9 protein-coding genes are annotated in these 18,933 nt (G+C 43.4%); 3 read left to right on the plus strand and 6 right to left on the minus strand.

The window, feature by feature from the left end:
• The first annotated feature begins 14 nt into the window (after positions 1-14).
• Together DLM75_RS20520 and DLM75_RS20525 are read left to right on the plus strand one after the other, a co-directional pair.
• Positions 15-734 carry a DUF4349 domain-containing protein gene (locus DLM75_RS20520; protein WP_158586498.1) on the plus strand — a complete coding sequence of 240 codons (720 nt, stop codon included), beginning with the start codon at positions 15-17 and terminating at the stop codon, positions 732-734.
• Between the two features lie 117 nt (positions 735-851).
• Positions 852-1,349, plus strand: a complete 498-nt coding sequence (locus tag DLM75_RS20525) for a GNAT family N-acetyltransferase (protein ID WP_118970373.1) — start codon at positions 852-854, stop codon at positions 1,347-1,349.
• Between the two features lie 1,004 nt (positions 1,350-2,353).
• Here DLM75_RS20525 and DLM75_RS20530 read toward each other — a convergent pair.
• From DLM75_RS20530 to omp85, 6 genes are all read right to left on the minus strand, one after another.
• Positions 2,354-3,229 (minus strand): transglutaminase family protein, encoded by an 876-nt coding sequence (locus DLM75_RS20530; RefSeq protein WP_118970374.1) that lies wholly within the window; start codon positions 3,227-3,229, stop codon positions 2,354-2,356.
• On the minus strand, positions 3,222-5,759 hold the full coding sequence (locus DLM75_RS20535; protein ID WP_241548001.1) for a circularly permuted type 2 ATP-grasp protein: 2,538 nt from the start codon (positions 5,757-5,759) through the stop codon (positions 3,222-3,224). The genes DLM75_RS20530 and DLM75_RS20535 overlap by 8 nt, the downstream gene beginning before the upstream one ends.
• 30 nt (positions 5,760-5,789) lie before the next feature.
• On the minus strand, positions 5,790-9,101 hold the full coding sequence (locus tag DLM75_RS20540) for a transglutaminase family protein (RefSeq protein ID WP_118970375.1): 3,312 nt from the start codon (positions 9,099-9,101) through the stop codon (positions 5,790-5,792).
• A 42-nt stretch (positions 9,102-9,143) separates the two neighbouring features.
• Entirely contained in the window at positions 9,144-10,085 is a 942-nt protein-coding gene (locus tag DLM75_RS20545) for an alpha-E domain-containing protein (protein WP_118970376.1), read from the minus strand.
• A 35-nt stretch (positions 10,086-10,120) separates the two neighbouring features.
• Complete coding sequence (locus tag DLM75_RS20550; RefSeq protein ID WP_118970377.1) at positions 10,121-11,551, minus strand: circularly permuted type 2 ATP-grasp protein; 1,431 nt, start codon at positions 11,549-11,551, stop codon at positions 10,121-10,123.
• A gap of 607 nt (positions 11,552-12,158) precedes the next feature.
• On the minus strand, positions 12,159-13,610 hold the full coding sequence (omp85, locus tag DLM75_RS20560; protein WP_118970379.1) for an Omp85 family outer membrane protein: 1,452 nt from the start codon (positions 13,608-13,610) through the stop codon (positions 12,159-12,161).
• A 1,454-nt stretch (positions 13,611-15,064) separates the two neighbouring features.
• Here omp85 and DLM75_RS20570 point away from each other — a divergent pair.
• Complete coding sequence (locus tag DLM75_RS20570; protein WP_118970381.1) at positions 15,065-18,745, plus strand: Ig-like domain-containing protein; 3,681 nt, start codon at positions 15,065-15,067, stop codon at positions 18,743-18,745.
• Positions 18,746-18,933 lie beyond the last annotated feature (188 nt).

Genomic DNA, 18,933 nt, shown 5'->3' on the forward strand with positions numbered 1-18,933 from the left:
GAGAGTCGACTTATGTGAAACAGAACATTGCTTCGAAGAAAATTCGACAGGAAGGTAATGGAATTCCTAAAAGTTTTGACCAAAAATACGAAAAAGTCGCAACGTTAGAAACTCAATCCTCTGAAATTGAAAGCGACGAAAAGAAAGTAAGAGACCTCGTAAATTCTTCAGCATCAATCATACAATACGAAAACAGTGCCGGATTAAAAGAGAGCCGAAATCGTATTATTAAGTTAGCCGTCGGAGTTCCTCCCGAAAAATTCGACGAACTCGTAAATGAATTCAAAAAAATTGGTAAAACCCTTCTCCTTACGATTGATAAAAAAGATAAAACAAACGAATACAAAGATCTTCAGGCAAAAAAAGAATCTCTTCTAAAAATTCGAAATTCGCTTTCGAGCTTAAAAAGCAAAGGCGGAAGAATCGATGAGTTTATTAATCTAGAAAATCGTATTTTAGAGATCGAAGACGAAATTCAGAGGTTAGGGATCAGCCTGGGAGAATATGATTCTGAAAATGAATTCTGCACAGTTCTCATAACAATTTTTGAAAATAAATCTTCTCCAAGCGAAAGAATCAGCATCCTCCATAGGATAAAAGTCGCTTTAGAATGGACTATAAAATACTACTTCCTTCTTTCATTCTCTCTTCTTTTTGTCATTTTGCTGACTCATTTCGGCTTTCCTCTTCTTGAAAAAATGAAACGAGTCTTAATCGGAAAAGAAGAAAGATAAGATAAAAAAGGTTCCAAGACATCTAAACTTCTTCTTGAAAAGAAACTAGGTTCAAATTGAATATCTTTCAAACCTAGTTTCTTTTCTAAGAATTTAAGAAAGAAAAATTTTTATCAAATGGCTAAAACCAAAAAACTTTCCGAACCGTTTCAAATCGGCAACCTACTCCCCGAACACAGAGAAAGCGCGATCGAACTCGTAAATCAGTTCTTTCGTATGTTAAATTCCCTCACGTTAGACGGTGTTTTTAAAATCCGTCCGAGGGCCGGAACTAAAATGGTGGATGTCTATTTAAAACTCCGGGGAACAGGGAAGGTGCTTCTTCTTGGCGGTTTCTTAGGCGAAGAATTGGTTTCTCTTCTCATCGCTCGGACCGAAGAGAAACCCTATTTAGAGGAAAACAAAACTCTCTTTATCGATTTAGCCGTTACCAAACGAGGAAAGCAAAAATCCGGTTTCATGAAACCTCTCGTCCTTTCCTGTGAGTCGTGGGCAAAAGAACAAGGATTTCAAAGCGTAGAATTGAGAGCGATCGCAGAGAATGAGAATGCGGTTTCTTTTTGGAAAAATATGGGTTATGATCCTTTCTATGTTCGTTTTAGAAAATTAATTTAGATTTTTAGAATATTCTAATTTATTATATTCTTACATTCCTTTTCATTACGTTAAATAAAATATTGAATAATATCAATTTTAATAGCAGAACGCAATTCTAATTTTTTAATACATACGGTTGCTCCATTTTGAGATATTAAGAACGATTCAACCCCCAAAAAATAAAAATAGATTTCTAATTAAAGCAATTCACCACTTTTGAAAAACGCATGCTCCTAACTGATATGTTTTATAGATAATAAGAATAACAGATTCATATTTTAGAAAATGCCACTTAAGACCTTGCGCCTTTATGCCTATCGCCTTATCGGCAATGTATTCAAGAAGGCAAGGATGATTCGGCTTTCGCAGTTAGTTGAAGTTCGCATAAGCGCAAAACTTCAGAGTGAAACTCCGATGTTCGCAGTTAGCCGAGGTTCGCGTAAACGCAAGATTTCAAGAGAAAATTCCGGTGTCCACAATTAGCCAATGTTCGTATAAACGCCGGACACCAAGGGGAAAACTCCGATGTCCAAAATTAGTCGAAGTTCGTATAAACGCCGGTTTTCAAGGGAGAAAAACTCCGGTGTCCAAAATTAGTCGAAGTTCGTATAAACGCCGGTTTTCAAGGGAGAAAAACTCCGATGTCCAAAATTAGTCGAAGTTCGTATAAACGCCGGTTTTCAAGGTAGAAAAACTCCGGTGTCCACAATTAGCCGATGTTCGTATAAACGCCGGACACCAAGGGGAAAACTCCGATGTCCAAAATTAGTCGAAGTTCGTATAAACGCCGGTTTTCAAGGGAGAAAAACTCCGGTGTCCAAAATTAGTCGAAGTTCGTATAAACGCCGGTTTTCAAGGGAGAAAAACTCCGATGTCCACAATTAGTCGAAGTTCGTATAAACGCAAAAATTCTCTTGCGGGTTTCTAATCCTCCCATTCAAACCATCTAACAAATCAATTCCCCTCAAAAATTCCAACCTTTGAAATCTTAACTCAAAGGTCCTGTGCATTTTTCGTATGACTTACTCTCGAATCACATCCACTTCTACTTTCAACTTGTGCTTTCCCCCGCCGAATAGAATCCCCTTGAGAGGAGAAACGTCGGCAAAATCGCGACCGATCGAGGTAAAAATGTATTCTTCGCTTAACATTTTCCCGTTCGTAGGATCGTAGTCCACCCAACCGATTCCAGGAGAATAAATTGAAAACCAAGCGTGGGAGGCGTCCGAACCTTGGAGCTTCGTCTGGCCGGGCGGTGGAAAGGTTTCGATATAACCGGAGACGTATCTGCAAGGAATTCCCACACTCCTTAATGCCGCTATGGAAAGATGAGTAAAATCTTGACAAACGCCTTTCCTATTTTTCAAAACCTGTGCGGGCGGAGTTTGTATCGTAGTTGCACCCGCTTTGAATTCGAATGATTGATAAAAACGAACTGTGTAATCCATGACCGCCTGCAAGAGCGGTTTTTCAAAATCCATCATCTCTATCGCAAACTTTGCAAAGAGAGGATCTCGAATCGCGAAAGCGGAATCGGCTATGTATTCCAAAGCTTCCAAGTCTTCCCTTAGGTGTGAGGAAGCCAGAAGTGTTGGAATCTCGGAGACTCTCGGCGAATGATTCAGATCTCCGTAATCGATCGGATGTGTACTTACCTTGCTCTCGGAAACGATCTCTAAGGATTGATGAGAATCTTCCACAGAAAACGAATAAACCAAATTTCCAAAATAGTCTTTTCTATAACCGGAGACAGACGGTCCCGGATGAACTCTGAGTTTTAGATCCTTACAATCCTGATGATGATTGGTTACCGGGCACATATGCGCCAGATTATGACAGTGGGAAACTTCCTCTTGATAGCTGTATCGGGTAACGTGTTTCACGGTATATTCAGCCATTGTTGTAATCTCCAAGCTGAATCTGCTCTTCCACGTAACGGAAATATCTGGCGCTAACCGAATCCGACAAGGAGGCGATCTGATAGTTGATATCGTTTAACCAGCGTACGATGCTTAAAGACGGATTGACGTATTCGAAAAGGCGTTTTGCATCCTCTTGAATAAAACGATTTCGAACCTCGGAGACGATCCTCTCTTCCGCTGTTGCCTCTTCTTTTTCCGAATGGGGAAGATAAGAAACATATTCGCCGAGTTTTCTCAACTGATAAGCCAACGATCGAGGGTTTGATTCGTCAAACAGAAGAATGTCCAGAACGGACTCGGCTTCGATTCGATATCGGTATCTTCTTCTATACGTGATCTTGATGTCATTAATGTTCAAGAGTGCTTCGAACATACTTTTGTTATAGAGCGTGGATTGATTTAAAACCGTGGTAACGAGTCTTATCGTATAAGACGCCCTCTCGATTCTTTTTCCGATGTTCATAAAATACCAACCGGTTTCACGGGACATACTTTCAATTCCTAGACCGGACATGGAAGCGAGTCTTGTTATCAATAGGATGAGATATTCTAAGATTTCGTCATAAGAACCGTATTTGAACGCGTCATCCGTCTCGATCATGGAAAGAATATAACGACTGTCTTCCGAAAGTCGGTCTCTTACCGATTTGGAGGCACGCACGTACGCATTCAAGTCGGACCGAATACTTCCCGTTTGCTGATGCGAGAATACCTGCGCAAACATCTGTTCCCTTGCACCGTTCAAAGGATCTTCCAAATTCAATTGTAAGAATCCGGGATACGTTGCTGTGACATGAGTCGCGATCTGAAGCAAAAGTTGAACGTGATCCTTTTCATATGGTTCGTCCATGTGAATCATATTCAAAATGACTTCGCGTAACAATCGAGCCTGATTTTCGGAACGTTCCGCATAACGTCCCATCCAAAACATATTATCCGCGACTCGGCTCGGGATACCGGCCCCGCTTCGTTTGATCTGCATTCTTTCCGTTTTTCCGGGAAGAAGAGTAACGTCCTTTTTCTCTTCGGAGGCGAGGATCCAAAGATCTTTCGAGATAGCGCCGGTCTGATTGGTAACGACGAGATCGTTAACGTTCTCGGTGACGCGCACCAACCCTCCTGACATGGTCATATAACCGTTTTCGGAAAGGGTCGTAAACGCACGAAAAACGGAACGCCCTTGGATGAAACTTTCACCGGAAAGAACCGGACACGTCGATCCGTTCACGATTTCTTGCGCCACGTATTTTTCCGGATGAGCAAAAAGTTTTTTCCAAATCCATTCCCTTTCGCTATTCGGAAGAGAAGAAAGGAACACCCCCGGTTCCAAAGGATCGCGCACCGCTCGTTTGAAAACGAATCGATCCGGATAATCTAGGACTTCTTGTCTGGATTCCGAATTGCCCATCCAAAGAGTCCGCACGTTAGGCAAAATCAAATCCTCGGAAAGATAATATCTACAAAGAGAGGACAAGAACGGATGAATCGCTCTGTTCTCCAAAAATCCGGACCCGATCGGATTGGCGACCCTGACATTTCCCTCACGAATCACATTCAAAATTCCTGGTACACCCAAAAGAGAATCTCCTTTGAGTTCGAGCGGATCCATGTACAGGTCCACCACCCTTCGAAAGATCACGTCTACTTGTTGCAGACCTTCGACGGTTTTAATAAATACAAAATTGTTTCTTACTGTTAGATCTTCTGCTTGTGCGAGAGTGAATCCCAAATAACCGGCGAGATAAGCGTGTTCAAAGTAGGTTTCATTCCCCGCCCCCGGAGTCAACAAGACGATCAGAGGCTCTCTTTCTTGAACCTTCGATAAAGACTGGAGAGCCTTTCGCAAGGAACGAAAGTAAAGCGCGACCCTGTGAACTTGAGAGTCCCTATAGATCGAAGGAAAAATTCTGGAAAGAACGATCCGATTCTCCAGCGAATAACCGGATCCACTCGGTGCTTGAATTCGATCTCCGAGAACGACGAAGTTTCCGTTCTCCTGCCTCGCTAAATCGGAGGCCATAAAACAAAGTTCGTTGGAAGTCGAATGACCGAAGCCGTTGCATTGTCTTAAAAAATCCGGAGAACTAAAAAGAATTTCGGGAGGAATTTTTTTATCATAGAGAAGTTTACGAGGACCATAGACATCCTTAAAAAGCGCATCCAAAAGTTCCGCTCTTTGAATGAGACCTCGTTCCACTCCTTCCCATTCCTTGCTTTCCATTAGTACTGGAAAAAGATCCAAGGACCAGAGACGTTCGACGGCGCCGGGTTCCTCATAGACGTTATACGTCACACCGTTTTCCTGAAGAATTCGAAGTGAATCTCGTTTTCTTCGAACCAATTCTTCCTGAGATAGGGATTCAAGGGAGTTGATTAAGAATTCGTATTTGGGCCTAAGTTTGCCTTCTCCGTCATACAATTCGTCATAAATAGACGGATTCGGGTTGTAACCTTCCCGAAGGTTCAATCTCGCATTGGCTGGGTTGACCATAAAATTCTGAACCATTTTTCAAAGTCCGTACATTTTGGCGATTCTTTACGAAGTCTTTTTTTTCCAACCCGGACCGGGCGCTAAACGCAGATCCAAGGTATAAGGAGAATGCGGATGTGACAGATTTTTCGGACGATGCGTCATTCCCGCAGTATGTCCAAGATCCGAAAAACGACTGATTCTTCTGCTCTCCGCTTCGAAAGAATTCACCGGAAACGTATCGTATGATCTCCCGCCAGGATGGGAAATAAAATATTTACATCCTCCGATAGATCTTTCGCTCCAGGTATCCCAAAGATCGAAAACGAGGGGATTGGTGATCGGAAGATTCGGATGTAGCGTAAAAACGGGAGCCCACGCTTTAAACCGAACTCCTGCGACTGCCTCCCCGTTTTTTCCGGTGGCTCTCAACGGAACCTCGTATCCGTTGCAGGAAAGGACATATCTTCCTTCGGTCCAGCCTTCCACTCTCACTTGAATTCGTTCTAAAGCGGAATCTACGGCTCTCGAAGTTCCGAAAGAATTTGCTTCCTCCCCGAGCACGTCCCAGGGTTCCAAAGCCATTCTAACCTCGATTTTGATTCCGTCTTTTTGAACGTGACCATATTCAGGAAATCTAAATTCAAAAAATGGAATAAAGTCTTCTTCATAAAAAGAATAACCGTGTTCCTTTAAATCCCTTAGGACGTCCTTAAAATCCTCCCAAACATAAAACGGAAGGAGATACTTGTCATGAAGCTCGGTTCCCCTTCGAATCGGTGGAAGTTTGTAAGGTTTCTCCCAAAAACGACACAACAGAGACAATACGAACATTTGCTGAACCACACTCATCTTATAGTGAGGTGGCATCTCGAAAGCGCGAAATTCCACAAGACCCAAACGGCCGGTTGAACCGGTTGGGGAATAAAGTTTATCGATGGAGATTTCGGAACGATGTGTGTTGCCCGTGATGTCCACGAGAAGATTTCTAAAAAGACGATCCACGAGCCAAGGAGGAACGCTCTCCAAGTTATCGACCTGTCTGCAAGCGACTTCGAACTCGTAAAGAATCTCCTCCCTTCCTTCATCCATTCTAGGCGATTGAGAAGTAGTTCCGATAAACAAGCCGGAGAATAAATAAGAGAGAGAAGGATGGTGTTGCCAATACGTCGCGAGACTTCTCAAAAGATCAGGTCGCATTAAAAAGGGACTTTCTTCCGGTGTCAAAGCTCCTACGGTGATATGATTTCCTCCGCCTGTACCGGAAGCCCTTCCATCCACTTGAAATTTTTCAGTGCTGAGTTTTGTCTCCGATGCCCTTTCATACAAAACTTTCGTTTTATTTTCGAGTTCGGCGAACGAAGTAGAAGGATGAAGATTCACTTCGATCACTCCCGGATCGGGTGTGATTCGAAACAAACCGATTCTTGAGTCGCTCGATGGCTCGTAACCTTCGAGACGCACTTGAAAACCGGAAGCAAGAGTCGCTTGCTCCACGCTCGCGATCAAATCGACCCAAACGTCTGTCGTGGGAACGGGAGGTAAGAATACGTGAACAATTCCATCCCTGACCTCGACGACTAACGTGGATTGGATCGGTAATTCCTTTTCACCGAACATTTTCGGAGGAGCGTCCACTCTCTTACGAATTCTTTCCTCTAAAACTTTTCGAGAAGGAAGGGTTTCCTTTTTTTCGATCGAGGTAAATTCCGGAATCGCCCGAAAACGATCGCTGATGGATGCGAAAGGGATTCGAAGACCTGCGGGAGAATCACCCGGAATCAAAAATAATTTTTCGCGTCTAAAGTCCCAGGCGGAACTCTCCCATTGATTATTAACATAATTATAATATACTGGAATAGCAAAAGCGACTTCCTTCTTAAATCCCTTATCCAGAACCTTCAACAACCTCTGTCTTTCGAGGGTGTCAAAAGCGGTCGCGAGTTTTTTTTCAAGTTCGAAGGGAAGATTCGCCTCTTTCCAAAGATAATAGAGATTGTCTTCGTACATCGGAATCATATACGAAAGATCGATTCCGAGAGTTCTACAGATCGCGCAGGCGAGTGTCTCCGAGGCCTTATGAGCGTCGAGTTCTTCCCTTTTCTTTTTTGGAGAATCCGGATTGTCGATCAAAAGCGAATCGTCTTTCCAAAGGGGAATCTCGTCTTTTCTCCAAAGACAATTCATACTCCAACGAGGAAGCGGTTCTCCGGGATACCATTTCCCTTGGGAAAATTGTAAAAGAGAACCGGAAGTGAAATCCTTTTTGAGACGATACATGAGTTCTTTGGAGAGTTTAAACTTTTCTTCTCCTAAAGCTTCGTGATTCCACTCCGCTCCTTCCCGATCTAAGTCTGAAATAAAAGTCGGCTCCCCGCCGATCGAAATTTTCAGACCGAGGTCGTGAATCTTATGATCGAGCGCCTTCCCTCGTCTAAGAATGTCGTTCCATTTCGATTCGTTGTATGGGAGCGTAACTCGTGGACTTTCAGAAATTCTTTCCACTTCCATTCGGAACTCGAACTTCGTTTCCGCCGGGTCCGCATAACCGAAGATAGGCGCCGCGCTCATCGGCTCCGGTGTTGCGGCTAACGGAATATGACCCTCTCCCGTAAGAAGTCCGGAAGTAGGATCCATTCCCACCCATCCCGCTCCGGGAAGAAAGACTTCGGCCCAGGCATGGAGATCGGTAAAATCTTTCTCTGGACCTTTCGGACCTTCGAGAGGCGCTTGATCCGCTTTCAATTGGATGAGATAACCGGAAACGAATCTCGCCGCTAAACCGAAATGCCTCAGAATTTGAACCAGCAAAAAAGAAGAATCTCGACAGGAACCCGTTCTTTTCTGAAGAGAATCCTCGCAAGTCTGAACACCCGGTTCCAAACGAATGATATAACCGATGTCAGACGAGATTCTTCGATTCAGCTCCACGATAAAGTCGATGATTCTTTTCTTCTCTACGATCCCGTCCGCACGCAACGTTTTGAGATAAGATTGAAGAAGAGTCCCGTTTTCCGAAGCGCTCAGATACGGAGCCAATTCTAATTTTAGAATTTCTTCATATTCAAAAGGATAATCCTCCGCGTACGCTTCTACAAAAAAATCGAATGGATTGATGACCTTCATATCGACGATCAGGTCCACGAGGACGGAAAGTTTATCCGTCTTCTCCGGAAAGACGAGTCTCGCCTGAAAGTTTCCGAACGGATCCTGTTGCCAGTTTAGAAATTGTTTCTCCGGCTCCACCTTTAAGGAGTACGAGACGATATTCGTTTTACAATGCGGGGCCGGACGAAGCCGAATCACATGAGGAGAAAGTGTGATCTTTCGATCATATAAATAGGTCGTTTCGTGCGTAAGGGCGACTCGAATGGACATAGATTGTTTTCCGCCTAAATTTCGATTCCAAAAAACTATCGATTACAATCGAAAATAACGTTCGTCGATACGATCATGAATGCCGTTGATCTGAAGTTGAAGACGATCCAGATATTCGTGCATACCGGAACTGAAAATTTCGTCGACGGACGTATAACTGAGTTCGGATAATAGAACGCCCACTCTTTTTTCCGCTTCGCAGGAATATTCGTCGTGATCGGTTCCACTTAAAAGTTTCAAACTTTCGAATATTTTCCTTAGGGAAAAACGGACCGCCCTCGGGAACTGTTTGTCGAGAATCAGAAATTCCGCGATATTCTTCGGAGTTATTTTCTGATAAATTCGATTGAACATCTCGTGCGCGCTCGTGGACTTCAAAAGGGAAAGCCATTGAAGAAGATCCAAATTGGAACCAACGTCGTGCGAAGGAAGAAGAATAAAATACTTCATATCCAAGATACGCGCCGTCTTGTCCGCTCTTTCCAAAAATCTACCCAACTGCGCGAAATACCAAACCTCGTCTTGGGAAATCGTAGCCTCTTGGCATCCGTAAAACAGAAGACATTGATTTCGGATTGTTTTAAAAAATTCACTGAGTGCGGAAAGATCCGTATCGGAAAAATGTTTTTTCGATTTAAAGTTTAGATAGAATTCGTTGATCACTTCCCACATAGGAGTGGATATATTCTCTCGAATCGTTCTTGCGTTCTCTCTGGATCGGACCAGACAATTGATAATCGAATTCGGATTATCCGTATCGAAGGTCATAAAATGAATCACGTTTTCCTTCGAAGCTTCCGCGAACTTTTTCTGAAAGAGTTCGTTGTCGCCCGTTGTAAATACGAGAGGCATCCACTGTCTATTTACGTCTTCGTTCAGATCCAGGGACAGTTGAAAATTTACGTCAATGAAGCGGGAATAATTCTCCGCCCTCTCCATATATCGGTTCATCCAATATACGGACTCAGCTACTCTGCTCAGCATAGCAACCTCTCTCGTTCTGATTTATGTGTATCTTTTTAGCCTTCGCCCATCACCCAAGTGTCTTTTGATCCGCCTCCCTGAGAGGAGTTGACCACAAGGGATCCCTTTCTAAGGGCAACACGAGTCAGACCACCCGGCATCACATAGATATCCTCTCCGTAGAGAATAAACGGCCTGAGATCCACGTGCCTTCCTTCCAATTTGTCTTCAATCAGAGTGGGAACTCTGGAAAGACTGAGAACAGGTTGCGCGATATAATTTCTCGGATTCTGATCTATGAGACCGCAGAATTCTTCTTGTTCCTTTTTGCTGGAACGAGGACCGATCAACATCCCGTAACCTCCGGCTCCGTTGGCCGCCTTCACCACGAGATTAGCTATATTCTCTTTTACGAATATTCTATCTTTCTCATTCGAGCAGAGATAGGTCGGAACATTCGGAATGATCGTTTCTTCCCCTAGATAATACTTGATCATCGCCGGAACAAAGGTATATAAAACCTTATCGTCCGCAACACCCGCACCGGGAGCGTTTACGATCGCTACGTTGCCTTTTTTATACGCCTCAAAAATTCCGGGAACTCCTAGGAGAGAATCCTTATTAAAGACGAGAGGATCCAAAAAAGAATCGTCGATCCTTCTGTAGATCACATCCACGATTTTGAGTCCACGAGTGGTCCTCATGTAAACTTTTTCGTCTTTGACCACCAGATCACTTCCTTCCACAAGAGGAACTCCCATCTTTTGCGCTAAGAAAGAATGTTCGTAATAGGCGGAGTTATAGATACCGGGAGTCAAGACCGCAATCGAAGGATTGGACTTACCGCTCATGTATTCGAGCATTCCTCTCAAACGAATCGGATAATCGTATGTAGGACGCACGGAAAGACTAGCAAAAAGCTCAGGGAATGTCTTCTTCATCACTTCACGATTTTCTAATACGTAAGAAACTCCCGAAGGACATCTGAGATTATCTTCGAGCACATGAACCGTGCCGTCTCCGTTTCGAACCAAATCCGTTCCTGAAATATGAATCCAAGTTCCTTGAGGAGGATTGATTCCTTTACATTCTTTCAGATAACCGGGAGAAGAATAGACGTATTCCGCGGGAACGATTCCATCCTTGATGATCTTTTCATCGTGATAAATATCGTTGATAAAAAGATTGAGCGCTCTTGTTCTTTGCTTGAGTCCCTCTTCTAATTTTCTCCATTCGTGTGCGGTGATAATCCGAGGAATGATATCGAAAGGCATGATCCTTTCCTCTTCTTCCTCGTCACCATAGACATTAAAAGTAATTCCAAGAGAAAGGAGCGCTTTTTCAGCGCTCGTCTTCCTTCGGACCAATTCGCGATCGTCCATCGTCTCGATTCTTGATTTTAGAAAATGATAACTCTGGCGTATTCCGCCCTCCGGGGAAAACATCTCATCATAGAAAGATTCTGTTTGGTAGTTGGTCAGAAGCATTGTCGTACCCTCGATTAGAATCTCCTCAATTAAGCCCAATATGCAAGCAGTTTTTAATTTATATGTTTAAATTTTAATTATGCATTTTATATATGCCTAATTTTTATACATATTGCTCCTATTGTTTATTTTTTTTTTAGAAATTTAGCGTTTTCTCTTTCAAAGAAAAGCAAACGAAAAGGAAGAATCGAACCCTTCCTTTTGTCCAAAGAAAGCGGCAGAGCAAAAGAATTACTCTAGTAGTCTGAGTTCTCCTTTTTGAGCTTTTTAAAATCGATTCAGAGTTGTTTATCATTCAGGAGAGGACGATATTCGGATCCAAATGGCGAGTTGCTTTCACCAAATTCCGACAAAGACCAAGTTTCGAACGGAAGCGTAGATTCTCAGAGACCGAACACAATTCTCTTTCTCAAACGTTTCCGTACAAATCCATTCTTACGATTTTGAATACGGAAACGACAAAACGAAGCGAAAAGATGGGTAAGAAATCTTGAGTTTTTCCGATTCTTCTTTAAAGTGAATGAAACATAGCGGAAAACGCTTTCGAGACGAGGAAACCGCCGAATGGAAAAAATATTTGAATAGAATATTTATATATTATAATATTCTAAAATGCGTGACTAAAATCCAAAAACATCTGAGTGTCTTCTTTTGATTTCGCAAAATCGAGTAAAATCACGGTGGCTTGATTCCAGATGATTCGCAAACCGCTCCCATAAGAATGCTTGTAACCGACCAGATTCAAATGTTTTTCCGAATTCCAAACCCTTCCGATATCGACGAAGGGAACCAGGCTCATCGTAAAAAGCTGTTCCCCAATTCTAAAAGTGACAAATCTCCAGCGAAGTTCCGCACTTCCGAATCCTACCATCGGCGCAACAAATCGATCTTGTCGATATCCTCTCATCGTTTGTAGACCGCCGATTCCCGTCATCGGGCCGTCCAAACTCCACATATAACGAATTTCCGAAAACGGCGCACCTGAGGAAGTATAACCCAAGGCGCCTCTTGTCGCGAAGACCAATTCTTCGAATACACTCGGAAATAATTTATAGAAGAATTTTGTCTGAAAGAAAAGTTTATTGTAGTTAAAATCAGAACCGGTCCTTTTAGAAACATTGGCGACGTTGAACTCGATCAAAACTCCTCGATCCGGATCGGGTTCAAAATCTCTTGTGTCATACGCGATTCCCGCCCGCATATAAATGATTTCGCCTCCGTTATAACCTTTGATTTTTCCAGCGTGATAATCTTCGGTTAACTTGGATTCTCCGTTCGGCACCGATGTCTCCCAAATACTTCCGGCAAGAATCGGATCCTTGGAAGGATTCCATTTTCCATCGGAATGACAGATGATGTTTTTAGAGATCTCGTTCGCCACAACCCATTTGAACGCTTTCCAAAACGTAAAGTCGATGCTATTGAACAAAGTTGTAGAATTGAATAAATACTGATTGTAACCCTGATCGCTCACCGTCGGGGTAATCTCCGAACCCGCTCTCGCAGGACGGACGAAGGATTGGGAAGCTTCGTAATCGTCAAAGTTCGCGTTATTTACAAGAGAAGCTCCAGGCTGGTTTCGGAGGCGGTAGGAAAGAGAATGAAGAGAAGATTCGCCAATACCAAAGTATTGAGAATTGGGATTGTAATCCAATCCAAGACTACTTTTCCACCGGAAGGCGGTATTAAAGATATAGGGAGAATCGAATTGAATAAAATGATTCTTAACTCCCTGATTGGTCTGGAAAAGTTGAACCGTAAGCTTACTACGGTAAGGTTCGTATTCAAAATACGGGTCGTCCTTTTTTCCGTTGAAAAAGAAACTCGCGCGAATTCCTCCGCCCTGACCACGAACGGGATCGGAACTAAAGAGTGGAAGTGCGGTTACATACAAACCTTCCTTCTTTTCGGCGAGTTCCCCAGGATCGAGCCTCTTACTTTCATCTAGAGGAATTCTTGCACTCGGAACGTTTTGGAGCCCTTCTCCGAAAATGAAAAAGGGATTTCCCAAAAGGAAAAGAATACTCGTTAAGATCAGAATTCTATTTTTTAGAAGCATGAGCAACTGGGATTCCCTAAACCAAATGGAAGAATGGTTCTCATTTGTATAGGCTTATTCCTGACTCGTTATTACCTTCCTGATTACAAATCCGGTTTTTATTCTTTTATCGAGAGAAAGGAATCTTTGATGATTCTCTGATCAATCTTTCCGGCGGTTTGGATGGAGCCTTTACATTTTTAGCGAATCAATGATGAAAAAAAGGAAACGTGGATTTCGTCTCGCAAGTTAGTAAATAATTTTTTTCTTCTGAATAGGAATGACATCGTCTTTTTATTCCAGACCATAATTTTCGTTTCTTACGAACGAATTTGCACCATTTAGACATGTAGCGCTTTGGCTTGTTTCTTTTTTCCATCGCTTTCGTATCCACGCACAAACCAATCCGGAAGTTTCGCAAACAATGGGCTTGCTATGCAATCGGGTTTACGACTCAGGAAATGCGAAGATTTTTTTTAAACACATTGTTTCTCATCTATACTTTACGCTGGATCGTTTTTCGCTCTGGTTTAAACAAAGACTCAAATCGCCTTCCTTCCTTTCTAAAAATGATAGAAAAAACGTTTCTTCCACGCGGCTGATTACGCTGGATCTTTCTCCGTTCTTGTTTAAACAAAGACTCAAATCACCTTCCTTATTTTCTTGGAAGGATTCGAAAAACGACTCTTCCCTGCGGCCTTCGTTCGACTTTTTCAGGTCCGTCCGGCTCCATGGAAACGGCAAGCGTAGAAATACTTCCGTGGAAATCGGTTCACTGCGAAATGCAAATTTCTCCTGGCTCAACTCGCATACAACTCGCCAGGGTCAGGCCTCATCAAACGATCACGGAACGAAGAACGATATTTCCAGTAGAACCTTTCCCTTCGCTTCCGTTCCAGTTAGAAAAGAAACAGAGAAGAATTGAAACGGAAAAGAAGTCGACCATGAAAGCGGAGAATAGGCTCAAAGACTCCCATCTATTCTTCCCACTTCAAGAACTCTCTAAGCAAAGAACCTAACGTCTTTTGTGGAGAGAAACGATTGAAGGAAGGACGTCAACCGGCAGAATCTATCATGAGTTTTGCCTGAAATTGCATTATATAATTAGAATGCAGAAATTCATGCTACGCCGGTTTCGCGGTACACCAAAATCTCGGATAAAAAACTCAATGGAACTTGTTTTCGGCTCAACTGTATTTCTAAATCACAAAATTCGATTCCCTTTCAAAAAAAAATGAACGAGATGTTTCGATCTCCCTTCTCGTAAAGGCATTACTGGGTCTCAATAAACAATTTCTCTTCAAAAAATAAAACTTTAGGGTTAGAAAATGGAAAAAAAGAACTCCTTTTTCCAAAATTACCCGCAATTGGTTAAAGATTTCACGTTATAACTCAGCCGGATTTGAACCTACAATGATGCTATTCTTTTCACCGTATGCAAGAGGTATTCTTGATACGGAGAGAGGTTAACGTTTATGCAACATTTAACAAAAACTATTTTTATATCACTTTTGTTCGTGATGCTGAACTGTATTCACGGATCCAACAATCAACATCCCTTATTCGCTTACCTCAAACTCGCTTCGGATGCTACCCCTTTTAGCGTTTCCCAAATCACGCCCGGCTCCGGAGTAACGAATGTCCCATTAAATACTTCGATTCAAGTTACTTTTAGTCAAAACGTAGATTCCTCAAGCATCAATCCTCAGTCGATTCGCCTGTCTCAGGGAAATAATTCCATTCCTGGAACGTTGTCTTCTTCAGAAGCCAACTTAGTATTTACTCCAAGTTCTCCCTTAGCTTCGGCTACGGTTTATACCGTAACTGTTTCCAAAAATATTCAATCTTCTGGCGGAGTTTCTCTTTCGGATGATTCCATTTGGAGTTTCACGACGATGTCATCTTCCGATTCAGTCGCCCCAAGCCTATCTCTCTCAACCCCTTATACTGGAGCTTTTGCACCCAGCAGTACTGCGATCCAAGTAGCCTTTACGGAAACGATGAACTGTACGAGTGTCAATGGAACAACCTTTACATTAAAGAACAATGTAACGAATGCTTTGGTTTCCGGAACGGTGACCTGCTTAGGAACGAGTGCGACATTTACGCCCGACAATCCATTGGCTTCTAACACCGCTTATCGTGTCGATATTTCATCCATGATGAAAGATTTAGCCGGCAATTATTTGGCTAATTCACAAAACTGGGTTTTTACAACGAATTCAGCGCCAGATTCAACGTCTCCGATTGTATCTTTCGTTTCTCCAGGTACCGGCGCTCAAGGAGCAGGCGTTAACACTTCCATTAGCGTGGCATTTAGTGAGCCAATCAATTGCGCGAGCGCCGTTGGAAACTTTACTTTGGACGATAATATTTTCCTTCCTGGCGACGTTTCTGTAAGCCTTACTTGTTCGGGAACAACAGCTTCCATCACGCCGATTGCTCCCTTGGCTTTCAATACCACCTACACTGCTTTTTTAACAAATGCGATTACTGATTTAAATGGAAATCCACTTTCAGCATCGAATTGGAGTTTCACCACAGGGCTGGCTCCGGATGCGACATCCCCTTTTGTAACTTCAAATGTTCCGGCCGCTTTTGAAACAGGTGTTGGAACTAATATTTCACCAATGGTTGTGTTCAATGAAGCTATGCTTTGCACATCAGTAACTTCCGCATCCATGAAACTAAAACGCCAATCTACAGGAGTCTATTTATTGGGCAGTGTGAATTGTTTTGGAACCTCGGCAACATGGACTCCTGATCCATCGAATCCACTTTCTTTCAATACAACCTACGTTGTAGAACTCAATGTAGGGGCTTTAGATGCTTCTAATAATTCCGTAATTCCAATGTCTTGGGAATTTACTACCGGTCCAGGTCCGGATGTTATTTCGCCGCTTGTTTCGTTTGTTGCACCAGGGAATGGCTCCACGGGCGCGCCTATAAACGGAGGCATCTCGGTTGCTTTCAATGAAACGATGAATTGTGGAACCATATTGGGTGGAATAACGATGGATGACCCACTGAATCCGGGGTTCAATACAAATATCCTGGTAAATTGTTCCGGGACGACAGCTACCATTACACCGACGGCTTCTCTGGCTTTTAATAAAACCTATACTGTTACGATTGCAAATACCGTTATGGATGTTTTCAATAACCCAATCACGCCGAACAACGGAGCCGGCACATATACCTGGGTCTTCACGACCGGGAATGCACCGGACCTAACGAATCCCCAAGTCTTTATGACCAATCCTATATCCACGGCCACGAATGTTGCGACCAATTCCAATATTGTCGTCGCCTTTACGGAAACGATTGATTGTAATACTTTGAACTTGACCGTAAACAATGGAATTGCGGTTACCAAAACATGTTCTGGCGCAACCGCCTCTTTTGCACCTACGACTGCATTCCTCCCGGGAACCTTGTATATAGCGACCGTAAATACGGTCAATGATCTCGCTGGAAACCCAATCTTAGCTCCTTTTTCTTGGAGCTTTACTACCGGCCCGGCTCCGGATGTAACTCCACCGACCGTTTCCATTCAGAATTTAAAAAGCAAAGGAATTTTAGAATCCGGATTTATAATCGGAACCGCCACGGATGCAGGAGGAATTGCAAGCGTAGAAATTTCCATCGACGGGGGGGCTTATGCTCCGGTTTCATTAACTGGAACGACTACTTGGAAGTACCAATTACCAACTGGTGCATCGATCTGGACACAAAACTCCGCACATTCGATCGCAGTAAGAAGTAAAGATATTTCCAATAATGTCTCCCCAATTTCCACAATCACAGGGGTAAGAAAAGGAACCAACAAAGATATAAATGGAGATGGCTATATAGATTTGGTCACTTCCGAATACGGTCAAGGTTTAGTTTACGTGGTTCATTCGTCCGGATCTGCCGGAATCACTACAAGCAATGCGGCTTCCTCGAGCAGAACCATTGTCGGTAATGCGGCTGAGGAATTCGGAAAAGTAGTCACAATGGGAGATCTCAATGGAGATGGTTACGCAGATGTAATCGTCGGAGCTCCAGCCGCAAATGCCGCGGCAGGACGTACTTACACCTTTCATTCTTCCGGGAATTTAGGAATCAATATTTCCTTTAGTGGTTTTGCTTCGAATACAATCAATGGTGGTGCGGCCGGGAATCGATTCGGATCGAGCCTTGTATCCGGAGATATCAACGGTGATGGATACTCGGATCTTGTTGTCGGTGCTCCGAACTTTAATGCTTCGCAGGGAATTATCTATGTCTTTCTTTCGGCAGGAAACGCCGGAGTCACCTCGGTTGCGACAGGAACTGCGGCAACTACACGAACTGGAGCGGCCGCAAACGATCTCTTCGGATCAACAGTGGCAATCGGTGATATGAATGGCGATTCATTAGCCGACATTGCCGTGGGTGCCCCTGGAGTTAACGGTGGTGCAGGTGCCAATGCTGGCAGAATCTATACTTACTACGGAGGTGCGGGGGTTTTGACAGCCGCGGTCAATACGTTGACGAATAATTCAGTCATTGGCCCCAATGCAAAATTTGGGCTAAGCCTGGCAGTGGCAGATGTAAACGGAGACGGTTTTTCTGATATCATTGGAGGTGCTCCACTCTTCGATCTCAATGGCGCCGGGACTGGCGTTGGCACAATTCGCGTTTTCATATCCGCAGGAGGAGGAGGAATTTCAACGGATAACATTGGCAATGCGCCTCTTATCATCAATGGTGTATCTAATTTTGACGTTTTTGGAGTCTCGTTAACTGCACGTGATTTAAATTCAGATGGAAGGGCCGATCTTGCGATCGGCGCCACACAGAACCTAGCCCCGAGCAGTGCAGTGTATGTTTTCATGACCCCAAGCGCGGGAGGTGTTGGGAATTTTTTCACGAAGGCCAATGCAACAATGAGCATTTCTGGACCAGCACTTCTTGGGGTTTCTACGAACGGTGGGATATCGTCGGGAGATACAAATGGAGACGGTTTTGCCGATCTTTCCATTGGCGGGAACAACTCTAACGTCTATGTTTTTCATTCTTCCGCTGGTGGCTTGATTACAAATCTTCCTGGGTCTGCGGCGAGTAGTATTTCTCCTCCTGGTCTGGGAGGTGGCGCTCCGGCGAATACCTACGGAATGTGCGTATATTAAAATAACTCTCTTAGGAAAGGACTTTGTTTCCTTTCCTAAGAGAACTTTTTCTCAGATGATGCTCTTGTTCGTTATTTTCCTATCGATCTCATAAAAACTAAGGAATAGCCTTGTTCAAAACTACAACGTTCCAAATGGTTCGTTCGAATTGATAAGAAGGAGCTTTGACTTTCCAAATTCAGATCCCA

Origin of the sequence: Leptospira stimsonii (genome assembly GCF_003545885.1) — a bacterium.
Classification (GTDB): Bacteria; Spirochaetota; Leptospiria; order Leptospirales; family Leptospiraceae; genus Leptospira; species Leptospira stimsonii.